The sequence below is a fragment of the Planococcus sp. FY231025 genome, from assembly GCF_052078085.1.
Lineage (GTDB): Bacteria > Bacillota > Bacilli > Bacillales_A > Planococcaceae > Planococcus.
The window spans coordinates 21509-47090 of the sequence record NZ_JBQJJG010000017.1; the positions used below are offsets into that span (position 1 = coordinate 21509).

The 25582-nt window shown below is 52.5% G+C and carries 20 protein-coding genes and 1 tRNA gene; 17 read left to right on the forward strand and 4 right to left on the reverse strand.

Annotation, left to right across the window (positions count from 1 at the left end; translation table 11 throughout):
- Nucleotides 1–174: 174 nt before the first annotated feature.
- From glmU to ACTL32_RS18650, 8 genes are all read left to right on the forward strand, one after another.
- Nucleotides 175–1548 (forward strand): bifunctional UDP-N-acetylglucosamine diphosphorylase/glucosamine-1-phosphate N-acetyltransferase GlmU, encoded by a 1374-nt coding sequence (gene glmU, locus ACTL32_RS18615; protein WP_441342833.1) that lies wholly within the window; start codon nt 175–177, stop codon nt 1546–1548.
- A gap of 15 nt (nt 1549–1563) precedes the next feature.
- The gene (locus ACTL32_RS18620) at nt 1564–2532 is read left to right on the forward strand and encodes a ribose-phosphate diphosphokinase (protein WP_441342834.1); all 969 of its coding nucleotides are present in this window, start codon (nt 1564–1566) and stop codon (nt 2530–2532) included.
- A gap of 131 nt (nt 2533–2663) precedes the next feature.
- Nucleotides 2664–3302 (forward strand): 50S ribosomal protein L25/general stress protein Ctc, encoded by a 639-nt coding sequence (locus tag ACTL32_RS18625; RefSeq protein WP_441342835.1) that lies wholly within the window; start codon nt 2664–2666, stop codon nt 3300–3302.
- 113 nt (nt 3303–3415) lie between these two features.
- Complete coding sequence (gene pth / locus ACTL32_RS18630; protein WP_441342836.1) at nt 3416–3979, forward strand: aminoacyl-tRNA hydrolase; 564 nt, start codon at nt 3416–3418, stop codon at nt 3977–3979.
- A gap of 87 nt (nt 3980–4066) precedes the next feature.
- On the forward strand, nt 4067–7600 hold the full coding sequence (gene mfd / locus ACTL32_RS18635) for a transcription-repair coupling factor (RefSeq protein ID WP_441342837.1): 3534 nt from the start codon (nt 4067–4069) through the stop codon (nt 7598–7600).
- Between the two features lie 16 nt (nt 7601–7616).
- Nucleotides 7617–9218, forward strand: a complete 1602-nt coding sequence (locus ACTL32_RS18640) for a putative polysaccharide biosynthesis protein (RefSeq protein ID WP_441342838.1) — start codon at nt 7617–7619, stop codon at nt 9216–9218.
- Between the two features lie 5 nt (nt 9219–9223).
- Nucleotides 9224–10687: a nucleoside triphosphate pyrophosphohydrolase gene (mazG, locus tag ACTL32_RS18645; protein WP_441342839.1), complete on the forward strand. Its 1464-nt coding sequence runs from the start codon at nt 9224–9226 to the stop codon at nt 10685–10687.
- Between the two features lie 2 nt (nt 10688–10689).
- Nucleotides 10690–10980: an RNA-binding S4 domain-containing protein gene (locus ACTL32_RS18650; protein WP_204893750.1), complete on the forward strand. Its 291-nt coding sequence runs from the start codon at nt 10690–10692 to the stop codon at nt 10978–10980.
- Between the two features lie 492 nt (nt 10981–11472).
- On the opposite strand, the gene argF is transcribed toward ACTL32_RS18650, so the two are convergent.
- The 3 genes from argF to ACTL32_RS18665 are packed head-to-tail and all read right to left on the reverse strand — an operon-like array spanning nt 11473 to nt 16578.
- Nucleotides 11473–12429: an ornithine carbamoyltransferase gene (argF, locus tag ACTL32_RS18655; RefSeq protein WP_441342840.1), complete on the reverse strand. Its 957-nt coding sequence runs from the start codon at nt 12427–12429 to the stop codon at nt 11473–11475.
- The gene (gene carB, locus ACTL32_RS18660; RefSeq protein ID WP_441342841.1) at nt 12426–15515 is read right to left on the reverse strand and encodes a carbamoyl-phosphate synthase (glutamine-hydrolyzing) large subunit; all 3090 of its coding nucleotides are present in this window, start codon (nt 15513–15515) and stop codon (nt 12426–12428) included. Before carB ends, argF begins: the two co-directional genes overlap by 4 nt.
- Nucleotides 15508–16578: a carbamoyl phosphate synthase small subunit gene (locus ACTL32_RS18665; protein WP_441342842.1), complete on the reverse strand. Its 1071-nt coding sequence runs from the start codon at nt 16576–16578 to the stop codon at nt 15508–15510. The genes carB and ACTL32_RS18665 overlap by 8 nt, the downstream gene beginning before the upstream one ends.
- Nucleotides 16579–16860: 282 nt before the next feature.
- Between ACTL32_RS18665 and ACTL32_RS18670 the strand changes: the two genes are divergently transcribed.
- The 3 genes from ACTL32_RS18670 to ACTL32_RS18680 all read left to right on the forward strand — a co-directional run bounded on the left by ACTL32_RS18670 (nt 16861) and on the right by ACTL32_RS18680 (nt 18315).
- Nucleotides 16861–17283 (forward strand): FtsB family cell division protein, encoded by a 423-nt coding sequence (locus ACTL32_RS18670; RefSeq protein ID WP_204893746.1) that lies wholly within the window; start codon nt 16861–16863, stop codon nt 17281–17283.
- Between the two features lie 131 nt (nt 17284–17414).
- Nucleotides 17415–17846 (forward strand): S1 domain-containing RNA-binding protein, encoded by a 432-nt coding sequence (locus ACTL32_RS18675; protein WP_204893745.1) that lies wholly within the window; start codon nt 17415–17417, stop codon nt 17844–17846.
- A 118-nt stretch (nt 17847–17964) separates the two neighbouring features.
- Nucleotides 17965–18315 carry a DinB family protein gene (locus ACTL32_RS18680; protein ID WP_441342843.1) on the forward strand — a complete coding sequence of 117 codons (351 nt, stop codon included), beginning with the start codon at nt 17965–17967 and terminating at the stop codon, nt 18313–18315.
- A gap of 155 nt (nt 18316–18470) precedes the next feature.
- On the opposite strand, the gene ACTL32_RS18685 is transcribed toward ACTL32_RS18680, so the two are convergent.
- Nucleotides 18471–18544 (reverse strand) — tRNA-Met (locus ACTL32_RS18685).
- A gap of 97 nt (nt 18545–18641) precedes the next feature.
- Here ACTL32_RS18685 and tilS point away from each other — a divergent pair.
- The 6 genes from tilS to ACTL32_RS18715 all read left to right on the forward strand — a co-directional run bounded on the left by tilS (nt 18642) and on the right by ACTL32_RS18715 (nt 25484).
- Nucleotides 18642–20033: a tRNA lysidine(34) synthetase TilS gene (gene tilS, locus ACTL32_RS18690; protein WP_441342844.1), complete on the forward strand. Its 1392-nt coding sequence runs from the start codon at nt 18642–18644 to the stop codon at nt 20031–20033.
- A 32-nt stretch (nt 20034–20065) separates the two neighbouring features.
- Nucleotides 20066–20617, forward strand: a complete 552-nt coding sequence (gene hpt / locus ACTL32_RS18695; RefSeq protein ID WP_204893742.1) for a hypoxanthine phosphoribosyltransferase — start codon at nt 20066–20068, stop codon at nt 20615–20617.
- A gap of 120 nt (nt 20618–20737) precedes the next feature.
- Nucleotides 20738–22750 (forward strand): ATP-dependent zinc metalloprotease FtsH, encoded by a 2013-nt coding sequence (gene ftsH / locus ACTL32_RS18700; RefSeq protein WP_441342845.1) that lies wholly within the window; start codon nt 20738–20740, stop codon nt 22748–22750.
- A 140-nt stretch (nt 22751–22890) separates the two neighbouring features.
- A complete protein-coding gene (locus ACTL32_RS18705; RefSeq protein WP_441342846.1) occupies nt 22891–23658 on the forward strand; it encodes a type III pantothenate kinase in 768 nt (255 codons plus the stop codon).
- 16 nt (nt 23659–23674) lie between these two features.
- Entirely contained in the window at nt 23675–24556 is an 882-nt protein-coding gene (hslO, locus tag ACTL32_RS18710) for an Hsp33 family molecular chaperone HslO (protein WP_441342847.1), read from the forward strand.
- Nucleotides 24540–25484 carry a peptidyl-prolyl cis-trans isomerase gene (locus tag ACTL32_RS18715; protein ID WP_441342848.1) on the forward strand — a complete coding sequence of 315 codons (945 nt, stop codon included), beginning with the start codon at nt 24540–24542 and terminating at the stop codon, nt 25482–25484. The genes hslO and ACTL32_RS18715 overlap by 17 nt, the downstream gene beginning before the upstream one ends.
- Nucleotides 25485–25582 lie beyond the last annotated feature (98 nt).

Genomic DNA, 25582 nt, shown 5'->3' on the forward strand with positions numbered 1-25582 from the left:
GCCTTCTTCATCAGATAAGGCTCTTTTTTCTTGCCCCTTTTTTTGTCATCGTATTGTCATGCCTTGAAACCTTGAATTATCAAGGTTTTTCAGCTATAGTCAATAAGGAAATGTGAAAAGACCTACTAAAAAAATATGATAGATAGTAAATTTTGGGAACGGAGGAACGTCTAAATGACAAGTACATACGCAGTGATTTTAGCAGCCGGGCAAGGGACGCGCATGAAGTCCAAGCTTTACAAAGTGCTGCACCCGGTATGCGGCATGCCGATGGTGGAACATGTCGCCAATAATGTGCAGCAGGTGGGCGTTGAAAAGATCGTTACGATCGTCGGCCATGGAGCGGAAAAAGTACAGGAACAGCTTGGTTCGAAAAGCGAGTACGCCTTGCAGGAGGAACAGCTGGGAACGGCCCACGCTGTCCAGCAGGCCGCCTCGCTGATTGAAGGATTGCCTGGCACGACGCTTGTCGTTTGTGGCGATACGCCGCTGATCCGCCCGGAAACGATGGAAGCGCTTCTTGCACACCATAACGAAACTGCAGCGAAAGCGACCATCCTTACAGCAATTGCCGTTGATCCGACAGGCTATGGCCGCATCATCCGCGATGGCGAAGGAAGCGTCGCGAAAATCGTCGAGCAGAAGGATGCATCAGCCCACGAGCAGCAAGTGAAGGAAATCAATACAGGAACATATTGCTTTGACAATGAAGCGCTTTTTGAAGCGCTGAAAAATGTCTCCAATAATAATGCCCAAGGCGAATATTATTTGCCGGACGTCATCGAGATTTTGCAGAAACAAGGCGAAGTGGTTGCGGCTTACGCAACAGACAGCTTTGATGAAACGCTGGGCGTCAATGACCGCGTCGCTCTGAGCGAAGCGGAACGGACAATGCGCCGCCGCATTGCAGAAAAGCATATGCGCAATGGTGTATCGATCATCGATCCTGCCACGGCCTATATCAGTGCCCAAGCGGAAATCGGACGCGATACAGTGCTTCAGCCGAACGTCATCATCGAAGGAAATACGAAGATCGGGGAAGATTGCTTTATTTCTTCCGGCTCGACAATTTCCAACAGCACCATCGGAGACCGGACAAATATCCGTACTTCGCACGTCTACGACAGCATTGTCGGCGACGATGCAGCAGTCGGGCCGTTTGCCCACTTGCGCCCGGAATCGCATCTCGGCCATGAAGTGAAGATCGGCAATTTTGTCGAAGTGAAGAAAGCGGAAATCGGCAATGCCAGCAAAGTCTCCCACTTGAGCTATATCGGAGATGCCCATGTCGGAACAAACGTCAATATTGGCTGCGGCACGATCACGGTCAATTACGACGGCAAAAATAAGCATTTGACGACCATTGAAGATGACTCGTTTATCGGGTGCAATTCAAATCTGATTGCGCCAGTCACCGTTGGAAAAGGCTCTTATGTGGCTGCGGGATCGACAATTTCAAAAGATGTGCCGGAAGATTCGCTGGCCATCGCCCGTGCCCGCCAAGAAAACAAAGAAGGCTATGTGAACAAACTAAACCTTAAAAAATAGGAGGCTACACACGAAATGAGTTATCGAATTGATCCAGCAACCACGAAAATGAAGATTTTTGCATTGAATTCCAACCAGGGATTAGCAGAGGAAATTGCCAAGGAAGTCGGCCTGCCGCTCGGCAAAAGTTCTGTAACCCATTTCAGCGACGGCGAAATCCAGATCAATATCGAAGAAAGCATCCGCGGCTATGACGTCTTTATCGTTCAATCGACATCCCAGCCGGTCAATGAAAACTTGATGGAGCTTTTGATCATGATTGATGCGGTCAAGCGTGCTTCAGCACGTACGGTAAACGTCGTGATGCCTTATTACGGCTATGCACGCCAGGACCGTAAAGCGCGTTCGCGCGAGCCGATCACTGCAAAACTGGTAGCGAATTTGCTGGAAACAGCTGGAGCGACACGCGTCATTGCGTTGGATCTTCATGCGCCGCAAATCCAAGGATTCTTTGACATTCTGATCGATCATTTATTGGCTGTGCCTCTTATCTCGGATTATTTCCTGAAAGAGAGCGGCATCGATTTAGAAAACGTGATTGTAGTTTCTCCTGACCACGGCGGCGTGACGCGCGCCCGGAAGATGGCGGACCGCCTGAAAGCGCCGATTGCCATCATCGACAAGCGCCGTCCGCGGCCGAATGTTGCTGAAGTCATGAACATTGTCGGGAACGTTGAAGGCAAAACGGCCATCATCATCGACGACATCATCGATACAGCAGGCACCATCTCGATCGCTGCAAGCGCATTGATCGAAAGCGGTGCAAAAGAAGTTTATGCATGCTGTACGCACCCGGTCCTATCGGGCCCGGCGGTTCAGCGCATCAACGATTCAGTTATCAAGGAATTGATCGTGACGAATTCGATTGCATTACCGGATGAAAAGCGTTCGCCGAAAATCAAGCAGCTTTCTGTTGCGAAGTTATTGGCTGAAACCATCATCCGCGTCCACGAACAGAAATCCGTCAGCACCTTGTTTGATTGATAAAGAGTCGGCACCCATAAGTTTTCCAGGTTTGATTTTGCAGGAGCAGGGTATTCCATAACTATGCATATATATTTTAGTAGGAAGAACCTGAAGCAAAATGCAAAATTGAAACTGGAGGATGAGGATATATGAGTACAAAAATTTCTGCACAAAAAAGAGAAGCTGGAACACCACACTCGACATTGACAAACTTGCGCGGGAAAGGCGATGTACCGGGAGTCGTTTACGGCTACCAGACAGAAACCATCTCTGTGTCTGTTTCTGAAACCGATTTGATCAAGACATTGCGCGAATCAGGGCGCAATGGCGTCATCAACTTGGAAGTGGAAGGCAAAACATTGAACGTCGTGTTGAGCGACTTCCAGCGTGATGCTTTAAAAGGAAGCTTTAAGCATGTGGACTTTTTAGCAGTCAACATGGCTGAAGAACTTGAAGTGTCCGTGGCTGTCCATACGACGGGCGAAGCTGCAGGCGAAAAAGAGGGCGGCGTGGTCAACCAGCCGAACCGTGAAGTGACGATCAAAGTGAAGCCTTCGGATATTCCGGATTCATTGGACATCGATGTTTCTGAGTTGGCGATCGGCGACCATATTTCTGTCGGCGATATCCGCGGAACGGTTTCTTATGAAATTTTGGATGAAGACGACTTCCTATTGGTTTCCGTGACCGCTCCAACCGTAGAAGCAGAACCTGAAGAAACGGATGAAGAAGCAGAACCAGAAGTGATCGGCAGCAAAGAAGAGTCTGAAGGATCAGAAGAAGCATAAGAAACACTGCACCATGAATTAAAGGGGCTGTCACCTGACAGCCCCTATTTTTCTGTTTCGCGGGCCCTTTATGATAAAATGGAAGACAGTGAACTTGCAAAGGAAGATGGATGATGAAATTAATTATCGGCTTGGGAAATCCCGGCAAAGCATATGAACAGACGCGGCACAACATCGGCTTCAAGGTGATCGATTACCTGGCGATGAAATGGAATGCCCCGCTGACGCAGTCGAAGTTCAAAGGGATGTATTCGGTCATCCACCGGCCGGAAGGCAAAGTGATGCTGCTGAAGCCGCTGACTTTCATGAACTTGTCCGGCGAGAGCGTCGGGGCGTTGATGGATTATTACAACATCGCTGTGGAAGATATTGTCGTCATCTATGATGACCTGGATCTTCCGACGGGCCAGCTGCGGCTGCGCCAAAAAGGCAGTGCGGGCGGCCATAACGGCATCAAGTCGCTGATCCAGCACCTCGGGACGCAGGAATTCAACCGAATGCGCATCGGCATCAGCCGGCCGCCAAGCGGCATGAAAGTTCCGGATTATGTGCTGTCGCGCTTCTCGGAAGACGAGATTCCGGACATGGCGCAGGCCGTCGAGAAAAGTGCGGAAGCATGCGAGCTGTGGCTGTCAAAACCGTATTTGGAAGTCATGAACCATTTTAACGGAACATAAAAGAATCCGCTTTGGCGCAAAAGGCGTCCAGAGCTTTTTTCCGTTTTGCAGGAACGGCATATTCGTACATCGAAAGGAGGAATCTTCATGGAACCCATTTTGCAGGTATTTTCAGAGGATTCGCATACACAAGGGTTTATTTCAGATTTGCAAAAGGGCCAGGATCACCAGCTGATCTCCGGCCTTTCCGGGAGCGCACGGCCGATTTTCTACCAGACGGTCTGGGCGAAGACTGAGGCGCCGCTCCTGATTGTTACGCCGAACTTGCTGCATGCGCAGCGGGTCTATGATGATCTGGTGAAGCTGATGGGGGAGGACTTGGTCCATCTATATCCAGCGGATGAATTGATCGCCGCGGATGTTTCTTTTTCAGGTCCTGAGCTTCGGGCCCACCGCATCGATACGCTCGACCATATGGCGGGCACCGGCAAAGGCATCTATATCACGCCGATTGCCGGCATGCGCAAACTGATGCCTTCCCATGCCCAATGGGCGTATTCAACGCTCCGCACAGAGGCGGGGGCTGAACTGGACACGGAAGAGTGGCTGTCGAAATTGGTGGCAATGGGCTATTCGCGTACGCCGATGGTCACGACGCCGGGGGAATTCGCGCTGCGCGGCGGAATCCTCGATATTTACCCGTTGAACTTCGAGCACCCGGTCCGCATCGAACTGTTCGATACGGAAGTGGATTCCATCCGACTTTTTTCAGCGGATGACCAGCGCTCGCTCGAGAAAATCACTTCGTTATGCATCCTGCCGGCAACCGAATTGGTGCTGTCAAGGGGGCAGCGCCTCGAACTTGCCGACAAGATCGAAGAGCAGCTTGCGAAATCGTTGAAGAAAATAAAAGCGGATGATACGAAAGAAGCCCTGCTGCAGCACATCCAGCACGACATCACAATGCTGCGGGAAGGCAATATGCCGGACCAGGCGGCAAAATACGCCGCGCTTGCCGAGAGCCAGTCGGCCTTCCTGGCCGATTATTTCCCGAAGGAAGGTTTCATCTTTTTCGATGAACTCGGCCGCATCCAGGAAATGACGGAGACGCTGGAGCGCGAAGAAGGGGACTGGATCGTTTCGCTGCTGGAAGAAGGGAAATTCCTGCAAGATCTCCGCCTGTCCTACACGTTCCGGGAAGTGCTCCAGAAAACCAAACAGAAAGTGGCTTTCCTGTCTTTATTCGTCCGGACGTTCCCGATGGTCCAGGTCAAGAAGTCGATTGCGTATTCCTGCAAGCCGATGCAATCGTTCCACGGCCAGATGAATCTGCTGAAGGCGGAAGCGGAACGCTGGCAGCTTGCGAAATTCAAGGTCTACATCATTGCAGAGGGGGAGGAGCGGCTCCGGAAAGTCCAGTCGGTGCTAGAGGATTACGGCATGGATGCGGAACTCCATACCTCTGAGACCGAAACGCAAGGCGGCAAAATGTATTTGGTGGACGGGGACCTGTCCGGCGGTTTTGAAATGCCGCTGCAGCGGGTCGCGATCATCACGGATGCCGAGATGTTCAAAAAGCAGGCCAAGAAAAAGACGCGCCCGCAGAAACTGACGAACGCGGAACGCATCAAGAGCTATTCGGAAATCAAGCCCGGCGATTACGTCGTCCATGTCCATCACGGCATCGGCCGCTATGTCGGCATCGAGACGCTCGAGATCGGCGGCGTCCATAAAGACTACCTCCACATCGTCTACAAGGCGGATGATAAATTATTCGTTCCGGTCGACCAGATCGACCTGATCCAGAAATACATCGCTTCGGAGGAAAAAGAGCCGAAGCTCCATAAGATGGGCGGCGCGGAATGGAAAAAAACGCGCAAGAAAGTATCGGCTGCCGTACAGGACATTGCGGACGACCTGATCAAATTGTATGCGGAGCGCGAAGCGCTGAAAGGCTATGCGTTTTCGGAAGAGCAGGACATGCAGCGCCAGTTCGAAGCGGAATTCCAGTACGAAGAGACGGTCGACCAGCTGCGCTCGATCAACGAAGTGAAGCGCGATATGGAGAAAGAACGGCCGATGGACCGCCTGATCTGCGGCGACGTCGGCTACGGCAAAACCGAAGTGGCCATCCGCGCTGCGTTCAAAGCCGTGCTCGACGGCAAGCAAGTGGCGTTTTTGGTGCCGACGACAATCTTGGCGCAGCAGCATTACGAGACGATGGTGGAGCGGTTCAAAGATTACCCGATCACCGTCGGACTCATGAGCCGCTTCCGTTCGAAAAAGCAGCAGACCGAAACCGCGAAAGGCCTGAAAAACGGGTCGGTCGATATCGTTGTCGGGACGCACCGCATCCTGTCGAAAGATATCGCCTATAAAGATTTGGGCTTGCTCATCATTGACGAAGAACAGCGATTCGGCGTCACGCATAAAGAGAAAATCAAGCAGATGAAGACCAATGTCGACGTCTTGACGCTGACGGCGACGCCGATTCCGCGGACGCTCCACATGTCGATGATCGGCGTGCGCGATCTGTCGGTCATCGAAACGCCGCCGGCCAACCGTTTCCCAGTGCAAAGTTACGTCATGGAACACAACGGAGCGCTGGTCCGTGAAGCGATCGAACGCGAAATGGCGCGGGGCGGCCAGGTGTTCTACCTCTACAACCGGGTGGACGACATGACCCGCAAAGTGGAAGAAATCCAGGCGCTCGTGCCGGAAGCGCGCGTCGGTTATGCGCACGGCCAGATGTCGGAGAGCGAACTCGAGTCGGTCATCTTGAGCTTCCTCGACGGGGAGTATGACGTGCTCGTCACCACGACGATCATCGAGACCGGCATCGACATCCCGAACGTCAATACGCTCATCGTCTACAACGCGGACCGTATGGGCTTGTCGCAGCTGTACCAATTGCGCGGCCGCGTCGGCCGGTCGAACCGTGTAGCCTATGCGTACTTTATGTACCAGCGTGACAAAGTACTGACGGATGTCGCGGAAAAACGCCTGATGGCCATCAAGGAATTCACCGAACTCGGCTCCGGCTTCAAGATCGCCATGCGCGATTTGTCGATCCGCGGCGCCGGGAACCTGCTCGGTTCCCAGCAGCACGGCTTTATCGATTCGGTCGGCTTCGACCTGTATTCGCAGATGCTTGAACAGGCGATTGAAGAGCGGCGCACCGGCATCAAGAAAGAAGAGATCCCGGAAATCGAAATTTCACTCGACGTCGATGCCTATATACCGGACAGCTATATTCACGACGGCTACCAAAAAATCCAGATGTACAAACGCGTCAAAGGCATTGACGAAGCGGAGGAAGTCGCCGAGCTGCAAGATGAGCTCATCGACCGTTTCGGCGATATGCCGATCGAGACGGACCGCCTGCTGCGCATTGCCCGCATGAAAGTATGGGGGCGCACAGCCGGCGTGGAATCGATCAAACAAACCGGCAAGATCACGACCGTCAAACTTTCCGAGACCGGCACGTCATCCGTCAATGGCGGGAAGCTCGTGGAAGAATCGGCGGCATTCGGCCGCGCTGTCGGCTTCAGCATGGCCGGGCAGCAGCTGGTCATGAGCATCGATGCGAATAAAACCGGCAAACACCATCCGTTTGATGTGCTCGAAGGCATGATGAAACTCTTGCCGGAATCGCTGCGCGAAGAAAAACCGGTCGGTTAATTTTAACGAGGAATGGGTGGACCCGTTGAACAATGAAGGAACGATGAAAACATTTATGAAAGGCGCGGTGCTCCTGACCATGGCGGGGCTCATTGTGAAATTGCTGAGCGCCGTCTACCGCGTGCCGTTCCAGAACATGGTCGGCGACCAGGGCTTCTACATCTACCAGCAGGTCTATCCGTTCATCGGGATTTTCAGCACCTGGACGTCGTACGGGTTTGCCGTAGCGGTGTCAAAGGTGATGGCGGATTCCGAAGAGCGGGACCATGGTTCGATCCTGCGCATCGCTTTCGCTTTTATCGCAGTGGTCTCTACGCTGTTCTTCCTGTTGCTGTATGCCGGCTCCGGGCTTTTGGCGGAGTGGATGGGCGACGCAAAGCTTGCACCGCTTCTCAAGGTTGGTGCATTCACTGTGCTGCTCATGCCGGTCCTTGCGGTATTGAAAGGCTTGTTCCAGTCCTATAACGATATGGCGCCAGTCGCTTATGCCCAAGTTGCCGAACAAGCGGTACGCGTATCAGTGATCCTTCTTGGCACCTGGCTCGTCGTTTCCAGCGGCTTGTCGCTTTATGCAGCCGGGCAGACCGCCATGTTTGGCGCCTTTATCGGTGAAATGGCGGGCGTTGCCCTCCTGGTGGCGTTTTACCGGAAGCGGCTCTTCAAGTTCAGCCCGTCGCCGGGGTTCCGCAAATGGCCGGCCGTCAAGGCGCTGGTGGCAGTTTCCTTGAGCGTCAGCATGAGCTCGCTGATCCTGCTGTTTTTCCAGCTGGCCGATTCGTTCACTGTGTTCCGGCTGCTTGCCGACAGCGGGTTGGGACGCATGGAGGCGATGGAGCAAAAAGGCGTCTATGACCGCGGCCAGCCGCTCGTCCAGTTCGGCCTATTGATTGCGACATCGCTTGCGCTGACGATCGTGCCGCTGGTCGCCCATATGGCGAAAAAAGACAGCGGCCGTTCGGCGGAAGTCTATGCCCAGCTTGCTTTCCGCATTTCGTTTTTATTTGCGTTTGCGTCAGCAGCCGGCTTGACGTTCGTCATGCCGTACGTCAACGAAATGCTGTTCCAGACACGGGAAGGTTCCTTGGCGTTGATTATTTTTAGCTGGCAGGTCGTCTGGATGTCGCTTGTCCTCGTCCTGGCAGCGATGCTCCACGGCCTTGGCAAAGTGAAAGTGACCGCTATCCTGCTTGCGCTCGGGCTTGTGGTGAAAATCATCGGCAATGCGTTTCTGGTTCCGCTTTGGGGAATCACAGGCGCCGCGGCAGCCGGCAATATCGGCCTGGCGGTGATCGTCTTCGGCCTGTTCGCGTATTTCAAGCGCGTGTGGCCGGTGCACTTTGCGCCCTTCCGCTATTACGGCTGGATTCTCGCGGCAACCGTTCTTATGGGGCTTGCCGTATGGGGCTGGGAGCTGCTTTCGGACATCGTGCTGTTCGACGGTTTGGAAAGCCGCATCGGGGCGATGCTGACGGCGTTGACCGCCGTGCCGCTCGGAGCCGCTGTGTTTTTAGCGGTGATTGCGAAAAGCCGCATCATCACTGAAAAGCAATGGTACATCATCCCGTTCGGACGAAAACTGGCGGGGCTTCAATTACTGATCAGAAAACAGAAAAGGTGATGCAGATGAACACCATACATGTAATCGGCCTTGGCGCTGGGGATTTGGACCAGCTGCCGTTCGGCGTTTATAAAAAATTGAAACAGGCAAGCGATCTTTATGTCCGGACAGCCGACCATCCCGTCTTGGCGGAATTGGCGGAAGAAGGGCTCACGTATACATCGTTCGATGCGGTTTATGAAAAGCACGACAGCTTTGAACCCGTCTATGCCGAGATTGCTGCAACGCTCATTGGATTGGCGGAGCGGCAGGACGTCATCTACGCAGTGCCGGGGCACCCATTGGTTGCCGAACAAACCGTGCAGAATTTGATCGAAGCGGAAAAGAACGGCGAATGCCGGTTGTCGATCGAAGGCGGACAGAGTTTTCTGGATGCCATCTTCGGCGCACTCCGCATCGATCCGATTGAAGGGTTCCAGCTTTTGGACGGCACGGCTATGCACAGCGACCACGTGAATATGGTGCAGCACGTCCTGATTGCCCAGGTCTACGACTCCTTCAGTGCGTCCGAAGTGAAGCTGACATTGATGGAGAAGTATCCGGAAGATTATCCGGTGACGATCGTGACAGCAGCGGGATCAAGGGATGAAGTGCTCCGCACTGTCCCGCTGTATGAACTGGACCGTGCGGCGGAGGTGAATAACCTGACGACGATCTATGTGCCGCCGGCAACGGACCAAAAGGACCGTGTGAAGGAATGGCAGACATTCCGCAGCATCGTGGCCCAGCTGCGCAGCCCGGAAGGCTGCCCGTGGGACCGCGAACAGACGCATGAATCACTGCGTCCGTTCTTGCTGGAAGAAGCGCACGAACTGTTGCAGGCGATCGAAGAGCAGGACGATGAAGCGATTGCCGAAGAGCTTGGCGATGTTTTATTGCAAGTGTTCCTGCACGCACAGATCGGTCAGGACAATGGCTATTTCCAGCTTGAAGATGTTCTGGCTGCTGTCAGCAGCAAAATGATCCGCCGCCATCCGCATGTCTTTGGGGATTTGGAAGTCAGCGGTTCGGACGATGTGGTGGCGAACTGGCAAAGCATCAAGGCACAGGAAAAGCCGGCAACGGAATCCATCCTGAACGGCCAGGAACGCTATAGCTCTTCCTTGACCACGTCGTATAATTACCAGAAGAAAGCGGCGAAAGTCGGGTTCACCTGGGCGGATGCAGACGGTGCGTGGGAAAAGCTGCAGGAAGAATTAAAGGAGTTCCAGGAAGAGGCGGCGAAAGGGTCAAAGGAGAGCCAGCTCGATGAATTGGGGGATCTTCTGTTCACGCTCGTGAATATTGCCCGGTTCTATGAATTGTCGCCGGAGCAGGCCATGGCCCAGGCCAACCGGAAATTCCGCGAGCGCTTCGCGCATGTCGAGAAGCGGGTAAAGGAAGGCACGGGCAATTTCAGCGATTATACGCTCGGGCAGCTCGACCAGTTTTGGAATGAAGCCAAAAAGATGGCAAGAAAAGGGGATTGACTATGCGACTCGATAAATTTTTAAAAGTCTCACGTTTGATCAAACGCCGCACGTTGGCGAAAGAAGTGGCCGATCAAGGCCGTATTACCGTTAATGGATCAAAAGCGAAAGCCAGTTCGACTATCAAAGAAAACGACGAATTGCAGATCCGCTTCGGCCAGAAAGTTGTGACTGTGCGTGTGGACCAATTGAAAGAGAACGCCAAGAAAGACGAAACGGCAAATATGTACACGATCCTGAAAGAAGAAAAGCTCGATAAAGTCGAACCGCAATTCATCGATGACGAAGCGTGAGGGTTTAGAAATAAAAAAGCTGCACTGGAGCCAAGAGCTCCGGTGCAGCTTTTTTAGGGTGTCGAGAAACCTTCGTTAGATAAGTTAATCAAAGAAAAAATTCTTACCTCGCTTCGGCCGCTTTGGGCATGGCTCCCGCCATGAGCCGGGAAAAGCACCCGTCTCATAGCTTCGCCTAGCCCTTGGACGCACCGGCGCTGGTTTCGTTCATAAAAAGCTGATAATTCTATCCGTTTTAACAGTACTATCTGAGATATGGAGCAAAACAGCGGAGACGCCTGCGGGAAAGCGAGACAGCCGATACCCCTCAAGTCGCGTAAGCGACTGAGGAGGCTTGGCGATCGCCCGCGGCAAGCGTAGCTGTTTTGCGGAATATCGGTTAAAAGACAAGAATTTTATATATTTCTCAACGATTTGAAAAAGCTGCATGGGTGAATCCCGCGAAACCTTTAAAGAAGCAGAAATCGGGATAAGGAATTATAGAACACCGGTTCAGCCTTTGTTTCCCATCAAGGCAACGAGCAGCGCTTTTTGCGCATGCAAGCGGTTTTCCGCTTCCTGGAACACAACCGAATTCGGCCCTTCAAGAATCCCGGTCGTCACTTCTTCCTCGCGGTGGGCCGGCAGGCAATGCATGAAAATATAATTCGGATGGGCATGCTGCACAAGCCCTTCATTGACCTGGAAGCCTTTGAAATGTTCCATGCGCTCAAGCGCTTCCGCTTCCTGCCCCATGCTTGCCCAGACATCGGTGTAAATGACGTCGCAGCCGGAAACGGCTTCCACCGGGTCTGCAGTAACGTGAATGTTGGCGCCGGTATGGGCTGCAATGCTTTTCGCGAGTTCCATCATCTCCGGTTTCGGCGCGTATTTCGCCGGGCAGGCGATGGTGATGTCCATTCCGACTTTCGCTGCGCCGATCATCAAGGAGTTCGACATGTTATTGGCATCGCCGATATAAGCCATCTTCTTGCTCGCGAACGTGCCGAAATGCTCTTGGATCGTCAGCAGATCCGCCAGCACCTGGCAAGGGTGGAAGTCATCGGTCAACCCGTTGATGACCGGCACGCTGCTGTGGAGGGCAAGCTCTTCGACTGTCGCTTGATGGAACGTGCGGATCATGATGCCGTCGAGATAGCCTGACAGCACTTGGGCGGTATCGGCGATGGTTTCGCCGCGGCCCATCTGGATGTCGCGCGTGCTCAGGTACATCGCATGGCCGCCGAGCTGGAGCATGCCGGCTTCAAATGACACACGTGTGCGGGTCGAAGACTTCTCGAAGATCATGCCGAGGACTTTTCCCTGGAGCAGCGGCAAGTGCTTGTTCTCCGGTTTTTTCAGTTCAGCCGCCAAGGACAGCAAGTCCAGGATTTCCAAAGAGCTGTAATCTTTCAGCGACAATAAATGGTTTTGGGCAATTTGCGGGGCATACGGCAACGTCATGGTCATTTCGCAAGCACTCCTTTTTGGTTTTTAATGAATTTCACCGGTTCTTCAAAAGCGTTGACGGTTTCAGCACGTGTCCACACATGCAGCCGGTGGATGGCAGCCTGTGACGCTTGGAGCTTGTCCGGGTCCGGGGTCAAATCAATATAGATTTTCTTGGAATCCGTTTTCAGCCATTCGGGGAAGGGCAGCGTTCTTTCTGTATGGAAGACAAAGCCGTGGGACCGCCAGAATCCGGGGTTGATCAGCGGCAAGGAAGCTTCGGTAATGAAAATCGTCCCGCCGTCCAACCGGGCCAATTGCTGGGAAGCGCCGATCAAGGCTTTTTGCATTGCGATCGCGGCATCGGGGCTTTGGCCGATCACTTCACCGGTCGACATCATTTCAGGCGACAGGACAGGCGACAGCCCGGGCAGCTTGATATGTGAAAATACCGGCGCTTTGACGGTGTATTCGGGCTGTCCGTTGTACAGACCATCGATGCCGAGTTCGTTGTAAGGAGTACCGAGCATGAGCGCCGTTGCCAGCTGCACAAGCGGCACATCTGTCACTTTCGAGCTGATCGGCGCTGTGCGCGATGCCCGTGGATTGATTTCCATGACATACAACCGGCCGTCCTCGTAGACAAACTGGATGTTGAACAAGCCGGTGTATTCCATATGGCGGGCGATGTGCTTGGCAGTTGCCGCCACGTCGTCCAGTTCCTCCGCAGTCAGGGAAACGGGCGGTGTGATGGAAATGCTGTCGCCTGAATGGACGCCGGTTCCTTCAATGTGTTCGAAAATCGCCGAGACCCAGACGTTTTCGCCGTCCGTCAGAATATCTGCTTCCACCTCTTTGCCAGTGATGAAATGGTCGACGAGCACCGGGAATACGGCTTCGGTCTGCGCAAGCCAGTCTTCCAGCTCCTTTGCATTGTGCAGCACGTCCATCCCTTTGCCGCCGATCACATAAGAAGGGCGCAGCAGGACCGGATAGCCGAGCTTCTCGGCCAACGGCGCCACTTCTTCAGGGCTGCCGGCTGTAAAACTTGGAATCGCAGGCAGGCCGATCGACCCCAGGAACGAATAAAACCGGTCGCGGTCTTCCATCTGATCGAGCAGGTCAGCCGTCGAGCCGAGGACGGTAATGCCGGCTTCCTCAAGCGCAGCTGCCACATTGAGCGATGTCTGGCCGCCGAACTGGACGATGACGTCCGTAATGCCTTCGAAATCGAGCACATTCAAGATATCTTCAGCTGTCATGGGCTCAAAATAGAGGGCGTCGGCAATTTCGTAGTCCGTGCTGACCGTTTCGGGATTGTTGTTGATCATCACCGCTTCGTAGCCGAGCTTCTGGAGCGCCATGACGCTGTGCACGCAGCAATAGTCAAATTCGATGCCCTGGCCGATGCGGATTGGTCCGGAGCCGATCACGGCCACTTTCTTGCGGCTCGCCGACCGCACATCCGAATCGCCGTTCCAGGTGGAATAATAATAATTCGTCTGTGAGCGGAACTCTGCCGCGCATGTATCGATGACGCGGTATGCGGGCAGCAGATTCCAGCTCTTTCGCTGTCCCCAGATTTCAGAGGCCGGGACATTCCACAGCCCTGCCAGCTGCTGGTCGCTGAAGCCGAGCGTCTTCGCCTGCAGCAGGCGTTCGTGCGTCATGCTCTGCCAGGATAAGGACTGGAGTTCCTGCCATTCGTTGACGATGCGCTTCAGCACATAGAGGAAGTAGGGCGTGATGGCCGTCAGTTCATGCAAGTCGCTGATGCTTTTCTTGCGGATCAGCAATTCGAATAGCACAAACAGCCGGCGGTCGTCCGCTTCTGCCGCCATCTTTTCCAATTCGGCTGTCGGCATTCCGGCAAGTGCAGGAAGGCGGAAGCCGTCGAGCGGGATATCGAGCGAGCGGACCGCTTTTTGGAAAGCGGCTTCCATGCTCCGTTCAATCGCCATCACTTCTCCGGTCGCTTTCATCTGGGTGCCGAGCAGGCGGTTTGCGTCCTGGAACTGGTCGAACGGCCAGCGCGGAATTTTCACAACGGCATAATCAAGTGCCGGTTCAAAGCTGGCAAACGTCGTGCCGGTCACCGGATTTTTCAGTTCGGCGAGGAGATAGCCGATGGCAAGCTTCGCCGCGATCTTCGCAATCGGATAGCCGGTCGCTTTGGATGCGAGCGCCGAGGAGCGGCTGACGCGCGGGTTCACTTCAATGAGATAATATGCTGATGTTTCCGGATGGAGGGCGAACTGGACATTGCAGGCGCCAATGATGCCGAGTGCTTCGATGATGTTGATCGAAGCGGTGCGCAGCAGATGGTACTCCCGGTCGTCCATCGTCTGGCTCGGGGCCACAACGATCGAGTCGCCGGTATGGACGCCGACCGGATCCATATTTTCCATATTGCAGACGGTGATGCAGGTGCCGGCGGCATCGCGCATCACTTCGTATTCGATCTCCTTGTAGCCGGCGATGCTTTTCTCGACGAGGCATTGCTTGATCGGGCTCGCGCTGAGCCCTTGTGCGACAAGGGACACATAAGCTGTTTCGTTCTGGGCGATGCCGCCTCCGAAGCCGCCGAGCGTATAAGCAGGACGGACGATCAGCGGGTAGCCCGCAAGCGCTGCGAATTGGAGTGCACTTTCAATGGAATAGACGATTTCGCTCTGCGGCACCGGTTCCCCGAGTCGATTCATCAAGGCGCGGAATTGTTCGCGGTCTTCTGCTTGTTTGATTGATGCGATATTCGTGCCAAGGAGCTTGATGCCAAATTTTTCAAGGATGCCCGCATCGGACAGCGCCATCGCCAAATTCAGGCCGGTCTGGCCGCCCACAGTTGCCAGCAGGCCGTCGGGGCGCTCCTTTTCGATGATCGCCACGAGGCTTTCAAGTGTGAGCGGTTCAAAATAAACGGTGTCGGAAACCGATTTGTCGGTCATGATCGTTGCTGGATTGTTGTTGACGAGGACAACCTGGATGCCTTCTTCTTTCAATGCCAGGCAGGCCTGGGTGCCGGAATAGTCGAATTCTGCAGCTTGGCCGATAACAATCGCGCCGGAGCCGATGACCAGTACTTTTTGGATGCTTTGCTGTTTAGGCATAGATTTTCACCTTCTTTTTCTCTAGTGCTGCAGTCAGGAACTGGCTGAACAACTCCAAATGGTCTGCCGGGCCGGGCGCGGCTTCCGGATGGAATTGTACGGTCATGATCGGCAGCTCAGGGTGGTAAAGCCCTTCAATGCTGCCGTCATTGACATTTTGATAAAGGACAGTGAGCGGGGTGGCTTCAATGCTCCCCGCTTCGACCACATAGCTGTGGTTCTGCGAGCTCATAGAAACGCGGCGGGTCTTCAAATTGACGACCGGATGATTCGCTCCGCGGTGCCCAAACGGCAGTTTGGCGGTCTTTGCGCCAAATGCGGAAGCGAGCACCTGGTGGCCGAGGCAAATGCCGAATGACGGATAACGCTCCGCCCAATCGCGGTAGACTCCAAACCATTCAGCCAAAGCGGCCGGATCTCCCGGGCCGTTGGAGAAAAGCAGGCCGTCGAGCTGCAGGGCATCCAATTGTTCGGATGAGAATGTATAGGGGATGATGCTGACTTTGCACTCCCGCTTCAGCAATTCCGATAAGATGGAAGATTTATAATGGAAGTCGATCAAGCCGATATGGAGCGCACCTTCGCCATATGTTGCGACAGCGGCCCCTTCGCATTGGCCTGTGAAGAAATCGTTTGTTGCCGGCGGCAAGTGAGCCGGCGGGGTAGAGGCCTCGGCCATTCTTGCCTGCATGGTGCCCGATTCACGGATTGCCTGGATCAGGGAGCGGGTATCGATGCCGCTCAACACAGGCACACCTGCGCTTTTTGCAAATTGGGCCAATGTCTGTGCGCCTTTGCCGACCGGCCCATCGTAGAGCTCGGCGACCACAATGCCTGCCGCCTGGATGTTGTCAGATTGGACATGCGCCGCTCTGACGCCGTACTGCCCGATCAGTGGATAGGAAAAAACAATGATCTGTCCTTTATAAGACGGGTCGGTCAATACTTCCTCATATCCCGTCATGCCGGTGAAAAAGACGATTTCGCCATGCGCCGGTGCAGTTCCCCCGTGCCAACGCCCTTTAAAAGAATCTCCATTTGCTAATGACAGCATTCCCGCCATAATTCCGCCTCCTTCTAATTTATTCACTATTAATGCATATTTATTAATGATGGAAATTTGAATTTCAATAAAACTCAATGGAATTAAAGAATTCTTTATGGTATCTATTAGTATAGTGTGCATAAAAATTAAGTCAATAGTATTTTTATTAATTTACATGAATGAAATATTCGATTTTTACCAGTAAAACAAGAAAGTTGGCAAAGAATTGTAAAAAAATCTTATAAACTTTTAAGAATATCGTGTATAATGGCATCAAAGTGAGTGGAAGGAGGGAAAGTCATGGGTTTGAAGAAAGATAAGTCAGCGGCGACTAGCGAAGTCACTTCAATTCGAAATGACTACGTCCGCTCGGTGGAACGGCAGGAAAAGCGCCAGCAGGCACATAAAGTCCGGCTGTTCAGACGGCTGACAGTTTTCGGGCTGCTGGTGTTGATGGCGAGCGTCTGGATCGGGATAACGGTATACAACCAGTCGCAGACCATTGCAGAGAAAGAACAGGCGCGTGCAGAGTCGCTCGCGGCCCTCGAACAAGTCGAAAAAGAACAGGCGCAGCTCCAAGAGCAGATCATGCTATTGAACGATGAAGAGTACATAGCAAAATTGGCGCGCAAAGAATACTTCCTATCAGATGAAGGCGAAATCATTTTCACGCTTCCGAAAGAAGAAGGGGAAAATAAAGAAAAAGCAGCAGAAAAAGAGTAGTCGGTTGACACTCTTTTTTTGCTGATTATAATAAAAAGTGTTATACTTATCGCTAGGGGAAAACCCCGCAATAACGAGTTTTTTGGCCCAGAGAGCGGTCATCTTAATTTTTAAGGAGGAGCATTTTTTTTATGTCGATTGAAGTAGGCAGCAAGTTAGAAGGTAAAGTAACAGGTATTACAAATTTCGGAGCATTCGTTCAGCTACCGACTGGTGCAACAGGCCTCGTGCATATCAGTGAAGTCGCAGACAACTACGTCAAGGACATCAACGACCATCTTAAAGTCGGCGAAATGGTGGAAGTCAAAGTGATGAACGTGGAAGCAGACGGCAAAATCGGTCTGTCTATCCGCAAAGCGAAACCGCAGCCGGAAGGTGCACCGCAGCGTCCAGAACGCCCGCAGCGCCCACGTCCAAGCGGCAACCGCTCGTTTGACCGCGCACCAAAAGAAAACTTTGAAACAAAAATGGCGAAATTCTTGAAGGAAAGTGAAGAGAACATGACTTCATTGAAACGTGCTACAGAATCGAAGCGTGGCGGCCGCGGTGCAAAAAGAGGCTAACTTGCTAGCTGTTTTAATAGCATAGGAAAATGCTTCAATACAGCTTAACAATTGAAATTGGAACGCTTCTCGCATTTGGGGAGCGTTTTTTTTATCATCTGCCGGAGGGGTGAACGGCTTGGAAAAAGGCGAAGTGGTAAAAGTTTATAAGGAATATGAACAGTATTTATCCGCTTTGGCGGCTTCCTGCCGTCCAGTGGAAGATGTGCATGCCCCGATAGCAGAAGGAAAGTGGTCGGTCGCTGAAATTGTCATGCATCTGGCAGAATGGGACCGGTATATCCGGGAGCAGCGGCTTCCCGGCATGATAGAAAACGCCCGGCTCGAAGGAGCTCCGGACGTTGGCCGGTTCAACGAAGTTGCCGCCGCTAAAGCCGCTTCCATGGAATTTGAGGAAGTCATTTCCTATGCACAGCGCGAGCGGGCATTGCTGCGAAAAGCGGTCGACGCCCTGTCTCCCGAAGAATGAAAAGCCCGAATTTATATAGGGGAGCGGGAGACGGCTGCAAGCGATTATTTAGGCAGCCTGCTCGGCCATGATGCGCATCACCGACAGCAGATCGACAAATTTTTGGCATAAAAAAAGCAGCATCCCGGATAGGATGCTGCTTTTGGTCACAATGATGGCGGCAGAGGGGATCGAACCCCCGACCTTACGGGTATGAACCGTACGCTCTAGCCAGCTGAGCTACGCCGCCTTGTTCAAACGAACATTTTCTATAATACTACCGAACCTGTATGGTGTCAATGGAATTCGGAAAAAATAAAACCGCCACTCAGAAGGGAGGGTGCCTCATGCGAAACTACGAAGCAAAAATGGCGGCCTATCTGAAAAAGCAACCGCTTCTGCAAACGGGAGACCGGGTCCTTCTCGGATGTTCCGGCGGGATCGACTCGCTCGTGCTGCTGCATTATTTGAAAGCGCATGAAACTCGATTCGGCATCAGAGTGGAAGCCGTCCATGTCAATCACATGCTGCGTGGGGAAGAGTCCATGGCAGACCGGCTGTTCACGGAAGAAACATGCCGCAGCTGGCAGGTGCCCTGCTTCAGCCGGGACATCCCCATCCCTGAAATCTGGCAAGCGGCCGGCGGCAACAAGCAGCAGATCTGCCGAAACGAACGCTATGCCTATTTTGAAGAAGTGATGGAAAGAATCGGAGCGTCGAAGGTTGCTACGGCCCATCATGCAGATGACCAGCTGGAGACGATCCTGATGTCCGGCCTTCGGGGATCGCTGGGATCCGGGACGGTCGGCATGCCGGCCAGACGCCCGTTCGGGACAGGGGAGCTGATTCGCCCCCAGCTTGGAGTCAGCAAAAACGACATTGCCGATTATGCAGCACGGCACGGCATCGTCCACCGGGAAGACTCCAGCAATGCAGAAACGGTTTACACCCGGAACCGCATCCGCCAGTCCATCATTCCGCTGATGAAAGAAGAAAATTCCGCGGCTGCCGAACAATTTGCAGCTTTTGCCGATGAAATCCAGCAGGACCGGCACTTTATCGAAGCCCTCGCGGCGGAGAAGATCGCCGGAATGGTGGTGCAGGAAGGAAATGGGATCCGGATATCGGCAAAAAGTTTCAGACGGGAAGCACTTGCTTTACAAAAAAGAATGGTTCTAATACTATTAAACTATCTATATAATGGGCAGCACGTGTCGATTACAAGGCAGTTGGCTGAACAAGTGCAGGAAGTGTTGCTGCATCCGGAAGGAACTGTCCATCTGCATTTGCCGCAAAATTATAGGATGATCCGTGAATACGACACGGTGCGGTTTTCCCGCGAAACGGAAAAATCCCCTGCGCACACGGAGACAGCGGTCATTTCACAGGAATGGTCGAGGAAAGTGAAAGGTTTCCGGTATAAAGCCGTCCCTCTAACTGAAGTTCCACAAACTGATGATGCAGTGTTTTGGTATTTTTCTGCGCCTGCTGAAGGCAGGCTGGTCATAAGGAACCGCAAGCCGGGCGACCGCATCCGGCTGAAAGGGATGGACCAGCCGAAAAAAGTGGCGCGCTTGATGATTGATGAAAAAGTGCCGGTTCCTGAAAGGGACGATTGGCCGGTCATTGCAGCGGAAACGGATGAAGTGGTCCTAATTCCCGGGCTGCGCCCTTCCAGTTTCTTAAGCCGCCGAAAGCGCGCGGAAGATGACTGGATTTTATTGGAACAACGTGTATAGATTGCAAAATGCGGATTATTAGGAGGTCCACCATGCTACAAAAAGACATTGAAGAAGTATTGATCACTGAAGAAAAACTGCAAGAGAAAGCGCGTGAACTCGGAGAAATCCTGACGCGCGACTACCAGGACAAATACCCGTTGGCGATCGGCGTACTAAAAGGCGCAATGCCATTCATGGGCGATTTGATGAAGCGCATTGACGGCTATATCGAAATGGATTTCATGGACGTTTCCAGCTACGGCAATGCAACGGTTTCTTCAGGGGAAGTAAAAATCATCAAGGATTTGAATGCCAGCGTAGAAGGCCGCGACCTTCTCATCATTGAAGACATTATCGACAGCGGACTGACGCTCAGCTATTTGGTGGACCTGTTCAAATACCGCAAAGCCAATTCAATCAAAATCGTTACCCTGCTTGACAAGCCAACTGGCCGGAAAGTGGATCTGAAAGCGGATTATATCGGATTTGAAGTGCCGGATGCATTTGTTGTCGGATACGGATTGGATTATGCTGAAAAATACCGCAATTTGCCATATATTGGAATTTTGAAGCCTTCTGTTTATAGTGAAGATCAAGAATAGTCAAAAGTCGTTCACAGACTGCTAATTCACCCACGGACCTAAGGGCTTTTCGTTGTATGCGCAAAAGCTCGTATGTTAGTATTTAGTATAGTTTTGGGAAACATTATGAGGAGGCTTGGGATGAATCGAATATTTCGGTACACCATATTTTATTTACTGATCTTCCTAGTTATTATCGGTATTTTGGGTACTTTCAACAATAGTGGCCAACCGACAAAAAATATAGGATACGACGAATTTTTGGATGCGCTGGAAAATGGGACGATCGATGAAGTCACCATCCAGCCGAACGCAAGCGTTTACGAAGTGACAGGGACGTTGGACGGCTATGAAGAAGGCGAATCGTTTGTCACGAACATCCCGCTTGAAAATGAAGCGCTTTTGACGCAGATTGATGAAGTTGCGAAATCCCAGGAAGGCGTGCAATTCAATTTCATGAAAGCACCCCAGACGAGCGGATGGGTTCAATTCTTCACAGGCATCATTCCCTTCATCATCATCTTCATCCTCTTCTTCTTCTTGCTTAACCAGTCACAAGGCGGCGGAGGCGGCCGTGTGATGAACTTCGGCAAAAGTAAAGCGAAGCTGTATGATGACCAGAAACATAAAGTCCGCTTCAACGATGTTGCTGGAGCAGACGAAGAAAAGCAAGAACTTGTCGAAGTGGTCGACTTCCTGAAAGACCCTCGCCGTTTTGCGGACATTGGTGCCCGCATTCCGAAAGGGATCTTGCTAGTCGGACCTCCGGGTACCGGTAAAACCTTGCTGGCCCGTGCAGTTGCCGGTGAAGCAGGCGTGCCGTTCTTCTCGATCAGTGGATCGGATTTCGTTGAGATGTTTGTTGGCGTCGGGGCATCCCGCGTACGCGACCTTTTCGAAAATGCCAAGAAAAATTCTCCATGTATCATTTTCATCGATGAGATCGATGCAGTAGGACGCCAGCGTGGCGCAGGCCTCGGCGGCGGACACGACGAGCGTGAACAGACATTGAACCAATTGCTTGTTGAAATGGATGGCTTTGGCGCGAACGAAGGCGTCATCATCATCGCTGCAACTAACCGTCCGGATATTCTGGATCCAGCTCTTCTGCGTCCTGGCCGTTTTGACCGCCAGATCACAGTAGGACGCCCGGATGTCAAAGGACGCGAAGAAGTATTGCGCGTGCATGCACGCAACAAGCCGCTTGAGCCGACAGTCGACCTTAAAGCGATTGCCCAGCGCACCCCTGGATTCTCAGGAGCGGATCTTGAAAACTTATTGAACGAAGCAGCCCTAGTGGCGGCGCGCCGCAATAAACTCAAAATCGACATGTCCGATATCGACGAAGCGACGGACCGCGTTATTGCGGGCCCTGCTAAGAAGAACCGAGTCATCTCGAAAAAAGAACGCAACATTGTCGCTTTCCATGAAGCGGGCCATACAGTGGTCGGTTTGATACTGGATGATGCGGAAACAGTCCATAAAGTGACGATTGTCCCTCGCGGACAAGCAGGCGGCTATGCTGTTATGCTTCCGAAAGAAGACCGTTACTTTATGACAAAGCCGGAATTGCTTGATAAGATTTCAGGCTTGCTTGGCGGACGTGTGGCGGAAGATCTTGTGTTCGGCGAAGTTTCAACAGGCGCCCACAACGACTTCCAGCGTGCGACAGCTATTGCGCGAAGCATGGTGACCGAGTACGGAATGAGCGATAAGATCGGACCGATCCAATTCGGACAAGGACAAGGCGGAAATGTATTCCTTGGCCGCGACTTTAACTCAGACCAGAATTACTCGGATGCGATCGCTTTTGAAATCGATCAGGAAATCCAGCGCATCATCAAAGAGCAGTACTTGCGCACAAAAGAAATTCTGACTGAAAAGAAAGATCTTCTGACATTGATCGCAACGACGTTGCTCGAAGTGGAAACGTTGGATGCAGGCCAGATCCTTCATTTGAAAGATCATGGAACATTGCCTGAACGATCTTACGAAGCATTGAACGGCGATTTTGAAAAAGACGCTGTCGATCTAGAGAAAAAAGACGAGACTCCTGATGCAATCGGAGCGCCAAACGACCCATCAGCCGGTGATTTGCCGAAAGAAGGCCGGACTGGCGAGGCTACTGGCCCGATCCAGGAAGACCGCAAATAAGCTGTATTCATGCCAACTGGCCGTTCCTACCCGGAGCGGCCGGTTGGTTTTTTTATTATCCGATTTCTGGGGCCTTTTCTAATTTCTCTGAGAATATGGTATGATGTGTTGGAAAAATGCTCATAAGAGAGGGTTTATGTATGATCTTAGTAATGGATGTCGGCAACACGAATATTGTCCTGGGCGTTTACGGGAGCGAACGCCTGCTCCACCACTGGCGGCTGGAAACGGATCGCCATAAAACCGAGGACGAGTTTGGTATGCAGATCAAAATGCTGCTGAACGACGTCAATCTGGGGTTCCAAGCGATTGATGGCATTATCATGTCCTCGGTTGTTCCGCCGATCATGTTTGCACTTGAGCGCATGTGCCAAAAATACTTTCGCATCAAGCCGCAAGTAGTCGGTCCGGGCGTTAAAACCGGCCTGAACATCAAATATGACAATCCGCGCGATGTCGGAGCGGACCGGATCGTCAATGCAGTGGCTGCCATCCATGAATACGGGGCGCCGCTCATCATTGTGGATTTCGGTACGGCGACCACCTATTGCTATATCGATGAACGCGAGCAATATATGGGTGGAGCGATTGCGCCGGGCATCGGTATTTCTACGGAAGCGCTCTATGACCGTGCATCCAAACTGCCGCGCATCGAAATCGCCCGACCACCAAGCGTTGTCGGGAAAAATACGGTTTCAGCCATGCAATCCGGCATCGTATATGGTTATGTGGGGCAAGCGGAAGGCATTATTGCCCGGATGAAAGCGCAGAGCAAAGGGGTGCCGACGGTCATTGCAACCGGAGGCATGGCTTCCTTTATTGCTGCTGAATCTTCGGCAGTTGACCATGTAGACCCGTTTTTGACGCTCAAAGGGCTTTACTTAATATACAAACGCAATCAAGCGTAAGAAAGGGACGATCGATGTGGGAGATTATTTAGTACGCGGCTTGGGGTTTGGCGGCAATGTCCGCGCCTTTGCAGTCGATGCGACGGATACTGTAGCTGAGGCGCAGCGCCGCCACGGGACCTGGCCGACAGCTTCAGCTGCACTCGGACGCGCCATGACTGGCGGCGTTATGCTGGGGGCCATGCTGAAAGGCGACAACAAAGTGACATTGAAGATTGAAGGCGGCGGCCCGATCGGCGCCATTCTGGTGGACAGCGATGCCGACGGACGTGTCCGCGGCTACGTCACCAATCCGCAGACGCAAGTCGACTCGGATATCAAAGGCAAACTGAACGTCAAAGGCGCAGTAGGAACAACCGGCATGCTGTCGATTGTAAAAGATTTGGGAATGAAGGAAAACTTCACCGGACAAAGCCCGATCGTCTCTGGGGAAATTGCAGAAGACCTGACTTATTATTTTGCTGTCTCGGAACAAGTGCCTTCTTCCGTCGGTCTTGGCGTACTGGTCGATACCGACAACTCGATTCTTGCCGCCGGGGGCTTTATTATCCAGCTGATGCCGGATGCCGACGAAGAAACCATCGCGAAAATCGAAAAACAGCTAGGAAGCATCGAACCCGTCTCAACAATGATTCAGCGCGGCCTATCGCCTGAGGAAGTTCTGGAAGAGGTTCTTGGAAAAGGAAATGTACAGATTTTGGACAAAATGCCGGTGAAGTTTGAATGCAATTGCTCGAAAGACCGTTTTGCAGAAGGAATCCTGGGCCTTGGGGAAAAAGAAATCCGTGATATGATCGATGAACAGGGGATGGCGGAAGCGCAATGCCATTTCTGTTTGGAAACGTATCATTATTCAAAAGAAGAGTTGGAAGCGTTGATCGATGAGCTACACGCGTGACCCGCGGCGCCCTGTCCCTTCACCGGCGAAAGCAGGGCGGCCGAGAAGAAAACTGAAAACCGGGCCATTACTGGCCCTATTGCTCCTTTTGTTCATCGGCAATTTGCTTTGGTTCATTGCTTGGCTTATACCGAACGGCTCAGGCGGCAACGAAGAAGTCGCTTCCGTCCAAGGCGATGCCATCACCCGCGAAGAGTGGATGGCTGCGATGGAAGACCAGCACGGACGCGACACACTGCTCGGGTTGGTCAATCAAAAAGTGATGGCTACCGCAGCAAAAGAATATAAAATCAAGGTAACCGATAAAGAAATCGATCTCGAAATAGCGATGCTGCGGACAGCGCAGGATGGCACGGACGGCTCGCTGTTTGCTGAAGACACCGAAAGCCTCCGGAAGCAAGTGGAGGCCCAGTTGATCCTGGAAAAAGTGCTGACAAAAGACATTGTTGTGGAAGATGCTGAAGTTGAAGCCTTCTATGAAGAAAACCGCTCTTTGTATGACGTGGAAGACGCTTACCGCACACGCATGATCGTAGTGGGATCCCGAAAAGAGGCGGAAGAAACGGTCAAGGAACTGGAAAATGGTTCCTCGTTTGAAGCGTTGGCGAGAGAACGTTCCATCGACACCGCTTCCGGCAGCCTAGGCGGCGATATCGGCTATATTTCACCTGGCCAGCCTTCCGTGGACCCGGTAATTGCTGAAGCGGCAGCTTCCCTCAAAGAAGGTACATGGTCAGAACCAGTGCAGATGAAAGATGGCCGTCTTGCCATCGTTTCAGTCAGCGAGAAAGCAGAAGGCCAAACATTCACGTTCAAAGAAGTCCAAGCGCATATCGGCCGTGAACTGGCACTCGAACAATTGCCGCAATCGGTCACGCCTGAAGCGTTTTGGCAGGAATTCGACGCTGAATGGTTCTACGGAAAATAATAAAAAGGCGTTTCCTCTTGGGAGGCCACTGAAAAACTATCAGAAGAAGCACCGAATCTCTATATTTTTAGAGATTCGGTGCTTTTTTCGATGTATAC